The sequence below is a fragment of the Streptococcus sp. Marseille-Q8145 genome (genome assembly GCF_965112035.1).
Genome location: NZ_CBCOPQ010000003.1, coordinates 52,419 through 65,178 on the forward strand (window position 1 = coordinate 52,419; position 12,760 = coordinate 65,178).

A 12,760-nucleotide genomic window follows, 5' to 3' on the forward strand; every position below is an offset into this window, starting at 1 on the left:
GGAAAGTGGAGCAATGGATTGCTTCACTTTCTTGCTCTATTTGACAGTTAAGCCTTGATATGATAAGATTTAGGTAACTATATCTAGAAAAAGTTTCAGAGGAAATTATGGCAATTGAAAAGACAGTCAGCGAGCTGGCCGAGATTTTAGGAGTCAGCCGTCAGGCAATCAATAATCGTGTCAAGGCCTTGCCGCCAGAAGATACAGAAAAAAATGAAAAAGGTGTCACAGTCGTGACCCGCAGTGGCCTGATTAAGCTAGAAGAAATTTATAAAAAGACCATTTTTGAAGATGAGCCAGTCAGCGAAGAAGTCAAACAGCGCGAGTTGATGGAAATCTTAGTGGATGAAAAAAATGCTGAGATTTTGCGCCTTTATGAGCAACTAAAAGCTAAAGATAACCAGCTAGCTAAAAAAGACGAGCAACTCCGTATCAAAGATGTGCAGATTGCCGAAAAAGACAAGCAGCTAGACCAGCAGCAGCAGTTGACAGCCAAGGCTATGAGTGAGCGGGAGACTCTCCTTTTGGAGCTGGATGAAGCCAAGGAGAAGGTACAAAAGCAGGAAAACAAAGGCTTTTTTGCTCGTTTGTTTGGTAAATAAGAAAGAAGAGGCTGGGATAAAATTCCTAGCCTCTCAATTGTCTTTGGATTGTCGAGCAAGACGCAGTGGTTTAGTGGACTCTACTACGCTGATTTCATCAGCTTTTACAGCCCTACTCAACTGTGCGGAGGTGGGACGACGAAATCGAATTCTAACCAATTACCGATTTCTGTCCCACTCTCTATTTGTCAAAGAAGGGGTGGATCCAAGATGGCAATAATAGGAGCGGACTCACTGTAGCCACTGTAACTTGACTGCCCTGTTTCTCCCAAATTTCTGAAAGAAGAATAAGATGAAACCAGAAAAACTTAGCTTTAAGCGCTTTTATCATAATTTAGACAAGATCCTAGTTCTCTTTTTCATGGTCTTTATGATGATGGAGTATGCATGGATCCCCTTTAATTCCTACGCAGCAGAATACCTACTCAAACAGACAGGCTATCTTTTTTTGTCTTACAACAATGTCTGGGCAGTCCTCAGCTCTAATTGGCTGGTCGGTCTAGGTTTTCTAGTCCTTGTTGTGGTCAATCTCTTTGTCGCCTATTTCCAGAGTGGCATGATTTTCATGGGGATTCGCAATCTTTTGGATAAAGAAAACCGACCAGTATTCGCTTTTCTTGGAAAAACATTTAGGGACAGTTTTGCCATTGTCAAGAAGGCTGGACCAGGAAAAATGCTCTTTATCGTACTTTATATCGGCTTTCTTTTTCCCTTCTTGCGCCAAATTTTGAAAATATACTATCTCAATAAAATTTTGGTTCCGGATTTTATTGTCACCTATTTGGCAAATAATATTTTGTTCGCTGTTTTCATGGGACTTCTTGTGGTCAGCATGCTTCTAGTGGCAGTGCGACTAATGTTTGCCCTACCACAGCTCTTTTTTGAGCACGCAACAGTTCCTCAGGCAATTCGCTTTAGTCTGGCCAAGACCAAGAACCGCCTTTTCTTTTACACTAGGCATCTTTTTTGGATTATTATCAAAAGCTTTCTGCTTTATACTTTTCTCTCAGCTCCAGCTATACTGGGACAGCGATACGCGAACACTCAACCAAATGAGGTTGTCCTCTTTAGCGGTATTGTAGCTTTTGTCCTGATTAAGTTTGCCTACTATGCTATGTTGTCCTATTTCCTTCTCAAATTTGTCTCCTTCCTGACGGATCGTACCTTAAATGACTATCCACCGAAAAGAGGCCTGTCTCTAATGCGTTGGTTTGTTCTGACTATTGCTAGCTTAAGCTTTGCATTAGAAGGCTATGTCTATCTAAATTTCCCTTTGGAGAACGTTCCGATTACGATTTCCCATAGAGGGGTCTCGAGGGAAAATGGAATCCAAAATACCGTAGAAGCGCTGGAAAAAACAGCCTTGCTCAAGCCTGACCTAGTAGAAATGGATGTGCAGGAAACTAAGGATGGGCAATTTGTCATGATGCATGATGCAAACCTGAAGCAGTTGGCAGGCCTTGATGCCCAACCTCAAGACTTAACCTTGGCCGAGCTAACTTCGCTAGAGATTTCAGAAAATGGCTATCGGGCTAAGATTTCTAGCTTTGACGATTACTTTACTCGTGCCAATCAACTCGGTCAGCGCCTCTTGATTGAAATCAAGACGAGCAAGAAAGATTCCAAGGACATGATGGAACGATTTTTGAGCAAGTATGGTGCCAAGATCAAGGTTTATCAACACCAGATTCAGTCCTTGGACTACCAAGTCATCGATCAGGTTGTCAAATATGACTCCTCTATCCCTAGCTTCTTTATCCTGCCTTATAATACAATCTTTCCACGAACCAAGGCTTCTGGCTATACCATGGAATATTCAACCTTAGATAATAATTTTGTCAATAAGCTCTGGCAATCCGACAAACGTCTCTATGACTGGACCATTAATGATGAGGATAGTATCGTCAAATCTTTTCGCTTAGGAGTGGATGGGATGATTACAGATGATTTGGAGTTGGTTCAAAGTTCCATCAAAGAACTCAAGGATGATCCGGACTATACTACCCTTCTATTAAATAAGTCTTTAGACTTGCTAAGTTTTTCTTAGGATAGCAGTGGAAAATGAACACGAGTAATAGAGTAGAGTCATTGCATGGCTACCATAATATTCAGAAAATTTAGTTTACTTTTTTCCTTTCTTGTGCTATAATCCTAAGTAAACCTAAAAAACAAAATTGGAGAATTCGTATGAAAAAAAGCAAAGTATTAGCTTTAGCTGGGGTTAGCCTTCTTTCAGTAGGCGTTTTAGCTGCTTGTTCTGGTTCATCAAAAGGAAACAGTGCATCTAAAGCTTATAACTATGTCTATGTCGCTGATCCAGAAACATTGGACTATGTGACATCTGGTAAAGCTTCAACAGCTGACCTCGTGACAAACGGTGTGGACGGTTTGTTGGAAAATGACCAATATGGTAATTTTGTACCGTCTATTGCAGAGTCTTGGACTGTTTCTAAAGATGGTTTGACTTATACCTATAAAATCCGTAAAGATGCTAAATGGTACACTTCAGAAGGTGAAGAATACGGCGATGTGACAGCTCAGGACTTTGTGACAGGCCTCAAGCATGCTGCTGATAAGAAATCTGAAGCCCTATACCTTGTTCAACATTCTGTAAAAGGCTTGGATGACTATGTGACTGGTAAGACAACTGACTTCTCTACTGTCGGTGTCAAAGCAGTTGATGACCACACTCTCCAATATACTCTGAACCAACCTGAACCACAGTGGAATTCAAAAACAACTTCACAAGTTCTTTGGCCAGTTAACGCAGATTTCCTTAAGAAACAAGGGGACAAATTCGGTCAATCTACTGACCCATCTTCTATCCTTTACAATGGACCATTCTTGATGAAGTCTATCACTGCTAAGTCTGCTGTTGAGTATCAAAAGAATGAAAACTACTGGGATAAGGAAAATGTTCATGTCGATACTATCAAGTTGTCTTACTTTGATGGACAAGACCAAGATGCCCTTGCTCGTAACTTTAAAGACGGTGCCTACACAGTAGCTCGTCTCTACCCTACCAGCTCAAACTATGCTGGAGTAGAAAAAGACTTTAAGGACAACATCTACTTTACTGCACCAGCTGCTACTGTAAATGTGATGAGTATCAACCTTGATCGCCAAGGTTACAATCACACAAGTAAAACAACGGATGCTCAGAAGTCTGCTACTAAGAAGGCCATTCTTAACAAAGACTTCCGTCAAGCCTTGAACTTTGCTATCGACCGTAAGTCTTATTCAGCACAGGTCAATGGTGAAGAAGGTGCTCCTTACGCTGTTCGCAATACTTTTGTACCGCCAACTTTTGTTCAAGCCGGCGATAAATCTTTTGGTGATCTAGTCGAAGAAAAAGTTGCAGCCTTGGGTGACGAATGGAAAGGTGTTCAACTTGAGGACGGTCAAGACGGACTCTATAATGCTGAGAAGGCAAAAACAGAGTTTGCAAAAGCAAAAGCTGCCTTGCAAGCAGAGGGAGTTGAATTCCCAATCCATCTAGATCTTCCAGTTTCTCAAACATCGAAACCATTGATCAACCGTGCTCAATCCCTTAAGCAATCTGTTGAAAAGGCTTTGGGATCTGAAAATGTGGTGGTAGATATCCAACAAATGTCAGAAGATGACCTCTTCAATATTACTTACTACGCACCAAATGCTGCCGCTGAAGATTGGGATATCTCAATCCTCGTTAGCTGGGGTCCTGACTATCAAGATCCATCAACTTACACAGACATTCTGAAAACTTCAGCAGCTGAAACGACAAAAACCTACCTTGGCTTTGAAGGAGCAGATAATGCTGCAGCTAAGCAAGTTGGTTTAGATGAATATGATCGCTTGGTAGATGAAGCGGGTAAAGAAACTTCAGATATTGTTACTCGCTACGAAAAATATGCAGCGGCTCAAGCTTGGTTAACAGATAACTCTATTATTGTTCCATTGATGGCAAACCAAGGAGCGGCACCATTTATCTCACGTATCGAGCCATTCTCAGGCGCTTATGCCCAAACTGGTAATAAGACAAGTTCTACTTACTTCAAACGTCTTAAAGTTCAAAATGAAGTAGTAACGAAGAAAGACTACGAAGCAGCTCGTAAGAAATGGCTGAAAGAAAAAGAAGAGTCAAATGCGAAAGCACAAAAAGATCTCGAAAGTCATGTAGAATAAATCGTTCACTAGAACTTTCTCTAATAACGAGAGAAAGTTCTTTTGAAATTTAAAGGAAACGATAAATGAAAAAATACATTTTTATGCGTATTTTACGCTCACTTGTGTCGATTTTCTTGGTAACGACCTTGACCTATACTATTATTTATACAATGGTTCCGAGAAGATTGATTTTCAAACAAGACCCAAACTATAATAAAATAGCCACAACCGAAGATAAAAAGACAAACTATGAAAATACAGTCTATGAGCGGATGGGCTATGTTGACTACTATGATACAAAAGAGTTGCAGGAAAAAGCCAAGAAAGAAAATAAATCTGTAACGACCGAGCCGACCGAAGAGAACAAGAAGATCTACGAAGCCTATATTGAGAAACTTGGCAAAGGTTGGAAATTGTATCAATTCAAAGAAAGCAAGGAATTCTATGCTGTTCGTGAGGTTCCAGTTTACGAGCGTGTCATTGAGTTTTACGCAAATCTGATTCAGATTGACCATCCAAATGTGATTCAAGATGAGGAAAATCCAAATCTTGAGCGCTATATTCGAATCGAAAATGACCCTGCAATTGGTTGGTCTGTCGTCGGATCTGGTACTCGTCATAAATACCTTCTGTATTTCAATGGTCAGTTCCCATTTGTTCACCAAAACTTTGTTAGCTTGAACCTAGGAAACTCTTACCCTACTTATGCTAATACACCTGTACTTCAGGTTATCTCGCAAGGGCAAGGTCAGACTAAATCATCAGAAGTTCAATTCCCAACTGGTAAGAAAACTTCTTCCGTCAATATTTACTCTCGGACTTACAAGACACCAAGTAAGGCTGACTCTCAGGATATTGCCAAGTATGGTAAGGGAGATGCCTATACTGCAACTAAGAACAACTATCAAAATCCATCAATGATCACCAGTTCAGCTATTATTGGTCTGATTGGTGTAGCTCTTTCTTATTTGATTGCGGTCCCACTTGGATCATATATGGCTCGTTTGAAAAATACTTGGTTTGATAGTATTTCAACAGCTGCCTTGACCTTTATGATGTCCCTACCAACGATTGCCCTTGTCTACATCGTTCGTCTGGCTGGTTCTACTCTAGGTCTTCCGGACTCCTTCCCAATTTTGGGAGCAAGTGATTGGCGTTCTTATGTTCTACCATCTCTTATCCTTGGTCTTTTAAGCGCGCCGTGGACAGCTGTCTGGATCCGTCGTTATATGATCGACTTGCAATCTCAAGACTTTGTCCGCTTTGCCCGTGCTAAAGGTCTTTCTGAGAAAGAAATTTCTAACAAACATATTTTCAAAAATGCCATGGTACCATTGGTATCTAGTATTCCAGCCTCTATCGTTGGTGTCATTGCCGGTGCGACTCTGACAGAAACTGTCTTTGCCTTTCCTGGTATGGGTAAAATGCTGATTGATTCTGTTAAGGCATCAAATAACTCAATGGTAGTTGGTCTTGTATTCATTTTCACCTGTCTTTCAATTTTTGCCCTCTTAGTTGGTGATATCTTGATGACAATGCTTGACCCACGTATTAAATTAACATCTAAAGGAGGTAAATAATGGCTACAATTGATAAAAGTAAATTCCAATTTGTCAAACGTGACGATTTTGCCTCTGAAACGATTGATGCTCCGGCTTATTCATACTGGCGCTCTGTTATGCGTCAATTCTTGAAAAAGAAATCAACGACGGTCATGTTAGGGATTCTGATTGCCATCGTTTTGATGAGTTTCATTTATCCAATGTTCTCGAATTTCGATTTCAATGATGTCAGCAAGGTAAATGACTTTAGTATGCGTTATATCAAACCAAATGCTGAACACTGGTTTGGTACAGACAGTAATGGTAAATCTTTGTTTGACGGTGTTTGGTTTGGTGCTCGGAATTCTATTCTGATTTCGATTATCGCAACACTCATTAACCTGATTATCGGAATTATTATTGGTGCTATCTGGGGAATTTCCAAAGCGGTTGACCGTGTTATGATGGAAGTCTACAATGTTATTTCAAATATTCCAGCACTCTTGATTGTCATTGTCTTGACTTACTCTATCGGTGCTGGTTTCTGGAACTTGATCTTCGCCATGACCATCACTGGCTGGGTAGGGATTGCGTATACGATCCGTATTCAAATTATGCGTTACCGTGATTTGGAGTATAACTTGGCATCGCGTACCTTGGGGACACCGACATATAAGATTGTGACCAAGAATATCATGCCCCAGTTGGTATCTGTTATCGTGACGACAACTTCTCAAATGCTTCCAAACTTTATCTCTTACGAGGCCTTCCTATCCTTCTTTGGACTTGGTCTTCCTGTAACAGTACCAAGTTTGGGACGCTTGATTTCCGACTATTCACAAAACGTAACAACCAACGCTTACCTTTTCTGGATTCCATTGACAACCCTGATCTTGGTATCCCTGTCCTTCTTCGTAGTTGGTCAAAACTTAGCCGATGCAAGTGATCCACGGACACATAGATAGGAGTAAATATGACAAAAAATAAAAATGTAATATTGACTGCTCGCGATATTGTCGTGGAATTTGACGTTCGTGACAGAGTATTGACTGCCATTCGAGGCGTTTCCCTTGACCTAGTTGAAGGTGAGGTTCTGGCTCTGGTTGGAGAATCTGGCTCTGGTAAATCTGTTTTGACAAAAACATTTACTGGAATGTTGGAAGAAAATGGCCGTGTAGCTCAAGGAACGATTGATTACCGAGGAACCGATTTGACTGCTCTAAAGAGCAACAAAGACTGGGAACCCATCCGTGGTGCTAAAATTGCGACTATTTTCCAAGATCCGATGACTAGTCTAGATCCGATTAATACAATCGGAAGTCAAATTACCGAAGTTATCATCAAACACCAAGGAAAAACAAGTAAAGAAGCCAAAGAAATGGCAATTGACTACATGACTAAAGTTGGAATTCCAGACGCTGAAAAACGTTTTGAAGAGTATCCATTCCAATATTCTGGTGGGATGCGCCAACGGATTGTTATCGCGATCGCCTTGGCTTGTCGTCCAGATATTCTGATCTGCGATGAGCCAACAACGGCCCTCGATGTGACGATTCAAGCCCAAATCATTGACTTGCTCAAGTCATTGCAGGCAGAATACCATTTTACGACTGTCTTTATCACCCACGACCTTGGTGTTGTAGCAAGTATTGCTGATAAAGTGGCGGTTATGTATGCTGGTGAAATCGTTGAATATGGAACAGTTGAGGAAATCTTCTACGATCCAAAACATCCATATACATGGAGCCTGCTGTCTAGCTTGCCGCAGTTAGCTGAAGCAAATGGTGAACTCTACTCGATTCCAGGTACACCACCGTCGCTATATACTAGCATTAAAGGGGATGCTTTTGCACTTCGTTCGGACTATGCAATGGCTATTGATTTCGAAGAAAAGCCTCCTGCCTTTCAGGTTTCCGATACGCATTGGGCTAAGACCTGGCTCTTGCACGAAGATGCACCAAGAGTTGAGAAGCCAGCTATTATCGAAAACCTTCATGATAAAATTCGTTCAAAAATGGGCTTCAATCACTTAGAAGCTTAGGAGGAAGGAAATGACTGAAAAATTAGTTGAAATTAAAGATTTAGAAATTTCCTTCGGCGAAGGAAGTAAGAAATTTGTAGCTGTAAAAAATGCAAATTTCTTTATCAATAAAGGAGAAACTTTTTCCCTAGTAGGTGAATCTGGTTCTGGTAAGACAACCATCGGCCGTGCTATCATCGGCTTGAACGATACCAGTGCAGGGGACATCTTATACGAAGGTAAAAAGATCAACGGGAAGCAATCTAAAGCTGAGGAAGCTGAATTGATCCGTAAGATTCAAATGATTTTCCAAGACCCAGCTGCCAGTTTAAATGAGCGTGCGACGGTTGACTATATCATTTCAGAAGGTCTTTATAACTATCATCTTTTTGAAAATGAAGAAGACCGTCAGCAAAAGGTTAAGAATATCATTCGTGAAGTTGGTCTTTTAGCTGAGCATTTGACACGCTATCCCCACGAATTTTCTGGTGGTCAACGTCAGCGGATTGGGATTGCTCGTGCCCTAGTCATGGAGCCAGATTTCGTTATTGCGGATGAGCCAATCTCTGCCTTGGACGTTTCCGTCCGTGCGCAAGTCTTGAATCTTTTGAAAAAATTCCAAAAAGAACTTGGCTTGACCTATCTCTTTATCGCCCACGACCTATCAGTAGTTCGCTTTATTTCAGATCGAATCGCTGTTATCTATAAAGGGGTTATCGTTGAGGTGGCAGAGACAGAAGAACTGTTTAATAATCCAATTCACCCGTATACGCAGTCCCTTTTGTCTGCTGTGCCGATTCCAGACCCAATTTTGGAGCGCAAAAAGGTCTTAAAGGTTTACGATCCAGAGCAGCATGACTACTCAGTGGATCAACCTAGCATGGTTGAGATCCGGCCTGGTCACTATGTCTGGGCTAATCAGGCAGAAGCTGACCGCTATAAAAAAGAATATAAATAAAAAAGAAGCTGTAGAAACATAGAATTGAATGTTTCTCGGCTTTTTTATTGTCATTTCAGCAAATTTATGGAAATATACGCAATCGCTTGCATACTAAAATTTCACCTTATTCTATATATTATTCCACTAAATATAGGAAAAAGTTCCAAAATAATTTTTATAAAAGCCTTTACAAAATTAAAAATAGTGGTATAATAGTATTATTCAATGCAAACGATTTCATCAAGGGGTGGTTTGTGAAAATATAAGGAGGTCTGGATGATGAAAGATTCATTCAAAAACATTTTTAGCTTTGAATTTTGGCAAAAATTCGGTAAAGCTTTGATGGTGGTTATTGCGGTTATGCCCGCAGCAGGTTTGATGATCAGTATTGGTAAGTCAATTCCGATGATCAACCCTGAACTAGGTTTTCTAGTGACTACTGGTGGCGTTTTAGAACAAATTGGTTGGGGGATTATCGGAAACCTGCATATCCTCTTTGCTCTCGCTATTGGAGGTAGCTGGGCGAAAGAACGTGCTGGTGGTGCCTTTGCGGCAGGTTTATCCTTCATTTTGATTAACCGTATCACTGGGGTTATGTTCGGTGTATCAAGCGATATGCTGAAAGATTCTAAAGCAGTGGTTAGCACTCTCTTAGGAGGAAGCATCAAGGTTTCTGACTACTTTATCAGTGTCCTTGAGTCTCCTGCTTTGAATATGGGGGTTTTCGTCGGAATTATCGCTGGTTTTGTCGGAGCAACAGCTTATAACAAATACTACAACTTCCGTAAATTGCCAGATGCTTTGTCATTCTTCAATGGTAAGCGTTTTGTACCGTTCGTTGTTATCTTGCGTTCAGTAATCGTAGCAATTGTTTTGTCATTTGTATGGCCAGTTGTTCAAACAGGTATCAACAACTTTGGTATTTGGATTGCTAACTCACAAGATACTGCTCCAATCTTGGCACCGTTCTTGTACGGTACTTTAGAACGTCTCTTGCTTCCATTCGGTTTGCACCACATGTTGACGATCCCAATGAACTACACACAACTTGGTGGTACTTATGAAGTATTGACTGGTGCTGCTAAAGGTACTCAAGTATTTGGTCAAGATCCACTCTGGTTGGCTTGGGTAAATGACTTGGTTGGTACTAAGACAGCTGATCCTACTGCTTACCAAAACTTGCTTGATACAGTTCACCCAGCTCGTTTCAAAGTTGGACAAATGATCGGTTCATTTGGTATCCTTATGGGTGTTGCCGCAGCTATTTACCGCAATGTTGATGCTGACAAGAAACATCAATACAAAGGTATGATGATTGCGACTGCTTTGGCAACCTTCTTGACAGGGGTTACTGAACCAATCGAATACATGTTCATGTTCGTGGCAACTCCACTTTACTTGATTTACTCATTTGTACAAGGTGCTGCCTTTGCTATGGCGGACATTGTTAACCTTCGTGTGCACTCATTCGGGTCTATCGAATTCTTGACTCGTACTCCAATGGCTATCAATGCTGGTTTGGGTATGGATATCATTAACTTTATCTGGGTAACAGTTCTCTTTGCAGTAATCATGTACTTCATTGCGAACTTCATGATTCAAAAATTCAATTATGCAACTCCAGGACGTAACGGTAACTATGAAACAGCTGAAGGTTCAGAAGCTGCTTCATCAGAACAAGGTGGTGCAAAAGTAGCTGCTTCTTCTCAAGCAGTGAATGTCATTAACTTGCTAGGTGGCCGTGCTAATATCGTTGATGTTGATGCATGTATGACTCGTCTCCGTGTGACTGTTAAGGACGCAACAAAAGTTGGTTCTGAAGAAGAATGGAAAGCTGAAGGCGCTATGGGCTTGGTTATGAAAGGTCAAGGCGTTCAAGCAATCTACGGACCAAAAGCTGACGTTCTTAAATCTGATATTCAAGACTTGTTGGATTCAGGAGAAGTGATCCCTGAAACTTTGCCAAGTCAAAAAGCTGAGTCTGCAGCTGCAGCAGTTAGCTACAAGGGTGTGACAGAAGCAATCGAAACAGTTGCTGATGGTGAAGTTGTTAAGTTGGAAGATGTTAAAGATCCAGTCTTCTCACAAAAAATGATGGGTGACGGATTTGCAGTTGAACCAGCAAATGGCAAGATCTATTCTCCAGTAGCTGGTAAAGTGACAAGCGTCTTCCCTACAAAACATGCTCTTGGTCTTTTGACTGAAGCTGGTCTTGAAGTGCTTGTTCATATCGGTCTTGATACTGTTAGCCTTGAAGGCAAACCTTTTGAAGTACATGTAGCAGAAGGACAAACAGTTGCTGCAGGTGATCTTTTGGTAACAGCAGATTTGGCGGCTATTAAAGAAGCGGGTCGTGAAACAACCACTATCGTTGTCTTTACAAATGCTCCAGCAATCAAATCAGTAGCAGTTGAGAAATTCGGTAAAGTCGCTGCTAAGACAGTTGTGGCTAAAGTAGAATTGTAAGATAGAAAAGAGAAATCATGGCAAAATTCCTGACTTTAAATACTCATAGTTGGATGGAAGAAGAGCAAGAAAGCAAGCTAAATCAGCTAGCTGAGCGGATTCTTCAAGAAAAATATGATGTCATTTGCCTGCAGGAAGTCAATCAATTAGTGGAGTCTGAACAGGTTGTTCAGGCTCCATTTTATTATGCGGTAGATGGCGCCATTCCGATTCACCAGGACCACTATGCCCTACGTCTGGTTGAAAAGCTAGCTGAGGCAGGTCTGGACTATTACTGGTCTTGGGCTTATAACCATATTGGATTTGATATTTATAATGAAGGGGTTGCAATTCTGTCCAGAAAGCCCCTGAAGGCAAGAGAGCTCTTGGTATCTGATGTCAATGATCCAAGTGACTACCATACGCGTAAAGTCTTACTGGCAGAAACAGAGCTTGATGGTCAACTCATCACGGTTGCTTCTTGTCACTTGTCTTGGTGGGATAAAGGTTTCCAAGGAGAGTGGGCTAAGTTTGAATCTGAACTCTTGCAAGTTGAGACTCCGCTAGTTCTCATGGGTGATTTTAACAATCCCGTTGATTACGAAGGCTATCAACACATTATCCAAAGTCCACTTGCTCTCCAGGATAGCCATAAGGTGGCTGACCAAACAATTGGTACAGCGACAGTTGAAGGCGATATTGCTGGATGGGCAGGAAACAAAGATGCTCTAAAAATTGATTATATCTTTACAAGTAAAGATTTCAATATTGAAAGATCTGCTGTTGTTTTTGATGGGCAACGTGGTCCAGTCGTTAGTGACCATTTTGGCTTGGAAGCTCAAGCCCATTTCTAAGCTTGTCTGAACAATACAAATAAACTAAAAAATCGTTTTAAATGTTTGTTTTGCTTAAACAGCATTTGAAGCGATTTTTTGCTTTTTAGAGGAAAAGTGCAAAGAAGTCTAGAGCCTAGAAGTTCTGCTGCTAAAGATAGGATAATCTTTCCATTTCATGCCTTAGACGGAGGTTTTTTTGCTTAATTTTGTTACAATAGAGATGTAAGGAA

The 12,760-nt window shown here is 41.0% G+C and carries 10 protein-coding genes; all 10 read left to right on the forward strand.

All coding sequences use genetic code 11. From position 1 onward, the window contains the following. The first annotated feature begins 107 nt into the window (after positions 1 to 107). The 10 genes from ACWPVL_RS06605 to ACWPVL_RS06650 all read left to right on the forward strand — a co-directional run bounded on the left by ACWPVL_RS06605 (position 108) and on the right by ACWPVL_RS06650 (position 12,548). Complete coding sequence (locus tag ACWPVL_RS06605) at positions 108 to 602, forward strand: DUF536 domain-containing protein (protein WP_125447254.1); 495 nt, start codon at positions 108 to 110, stop codon at positions 600 to 602. Between the two features lie 48 nt (positions 603 to 650). Next, positions 651 to 842, forward strand: a complete 192-nt coding sequence (locus tag ACWPVL_RS06610) for a hypothetical protein (protein WP_454387764.1) — start codon at positions 651 to 653, stop codon at positions 840 to 842. A 52-nt stretch (positions 843 to 894) separates the two neighbouring features. Beyond that, positions 895 to 2,649: a glycerophosphoryl diester phosphodiesterase membrane domain-containing protein gene (locus tag ACWPVL_RS06615; protein ID WP_454387766.1), complete on the forward strand. Its 1,755-nt coding sequence runs from the start codon at positions 895 to 897 to the stop codon at positions 2,647 to 2,649. 140 nt (positions 2,650 to 2,789) lie between these two features. Further along, positions 2,790 to 4,766: a peptide ABC transporter substrate-binding protein gene (locus ACWPVL_RS06620; protein ID WP_454387768.1), complete on the forward strand. Its 1,977-nt coding sequence runs from the start codon at positions 2,790 to 2,792 to the stop codon at positions 4,764 to 4,766. A 65-nt stretch (positions 4,767 to 4,831) separates the two neighbouring features. After that, entirely contained in the window at positions 4,832 to 6,328 is a 1,497-nt protein-coding gene (locus tag ACWPVL_RS06625) for an ABC transporter permease (RefSeq protein ID WP_454387770.1), read from the forward strand. Beyond that, positions 6,328 to 7,254 (forward strand): oligopeptide ABC transporter permease OppC, encoded by a 927-nt coding sequence (gene oppC, locus ACWPVL_RS06630; protein ID WP_454387772.1) that lies wholly within the window; start codon positions 6,328 to 6,330, stop codon positions 7,252 to 7,254. Before ACWPVL_RS06625 ends, oppC begins: the two co-directional genes overlap by 1 nt. A gap of 8 nt (positions 7,255 to 7,262) precedes the next feature. Then, positions 7,263 to 8,330, forward strand: coding sequence for an ABC transporter ATP-binding protein (locus tag ACWPVL_RS06635; protein ID WP_454387774.1), 1,068 nt, complete (start codon positions 7,263 to 7,265; stop codon positions 8,328 to 8,330). A gap of 10 nt (positions 8,331 to 8,340) precedes the next feature. After that, the gene (locus ACWPVL_RS06640; RefSeq protein WP_061423515.1) at positions 8,341 to 9,267 is read left to right on the forward strand and encodes an ATP-binding cassette domain-containing protein; all 927 of its coding nucleotides are present in this window, start codon (positions 8,341 to 8,343) and stop codon (positions 9,265 to 9,267) included. Between the two features lie 258 nt (positions 9,268 to 9,525). Continuing rightward, positions 9,526 to 11,715 carry a PTS transporter subunit IIBC gene (locus ACWPVL_RS06645; protein ID WP_454387776.1) on the forward strand — a complete coding sequence of 730 codons (2,190 nt, stop codon included), beginning with the start codon at positions 9,526 to 9,528 and terminating at the stop codon, positions 11,713 to 11,715. A gap of 17 nt (positions 11,716 to 11,732) precedes the next feature. Then, on the forward strand, positions 11,733 to 12,548 hold the full coding sequence (locus ACWPVL_RS06650; RefSeq protein ID WP_454387778.1) for an endonuclease/exonuclease/phosphatase family protein: 816 nt from the start codon (positions 11,733 to 11,735) through the stop codon (positions 12,546 to 12,548). The last annotated feature ends 212 nt before the right edge of the window (positions 12,549 to 12,760 follow it).

Excerpts from the sequence above, each read along its gene's own strand:
- ACWPVL_RS06605 (WP_125447254.1), top strand. The coding sequence starts at position 108 with ATGGCAATTGAAAAGACAGTCAGCGAGCTGGCCGAGATTTTAGGAGTC.
- ACWPVL_RS06615 (WP_454387766.1), top strand. The coding sequence starts at position 895 with ATGAAACCAGAAAAACTTAGCTTTAAGCGCTTTTATCATAATTTAGAC.
- ACWPVL_RS06620 (WP_454387768.1), top strand. The coding sequence starts at position 2,790 with ATGAAAAAAAGCAAAGTATTAGCTTTAGCTGGGGTTAGCCTTCTTTCA.
- ACWPVL_RS06625 (WP_454387770.1), top strand. The coding sequence starts at position 4,832 with ATGAAAAAATACATTTTTATGCGTATTTTACGCTCACTTGTGTCGATT.
- oppC (WP_454387772.1), top strand. The coding sequence starts at position 6,328 with ATGGCTACAATTGATAAAAGTAAATTCCAATTTGTCAAACGTGACGAT.
- ACWPVL_RS06635 (WP_454387774.1), top strand. The coding sequence starts at position 7,263 with ATGACAAAAAATAAAAATGTAATATTGACTGCTCGCGATATTGTCGTG.
- ACWPVL_RS06640 (WP_061423515.1), top strand. The coding sequence starts at position 8,341 with ATGACTGAAAAATTAGTTGAAATTAAAGATTTAGAAATTTCCTTCGGC.
- ACWPVL_RS06645 (WP_454387776.1), top strand. The coding sequence starts at position 9,526 with ATGATGAAAGATTCATTCAAAAACATTTTTAGCTTTGAATTTTGGCAA.
- ACWPVL_RS06650 (WP_454387778.1), top strand. The coding sequence starts at position 11,733 with ATGGCAAAATTCCTGACTTTAAATACTCATAGTTGGATGGAAGAAGAG.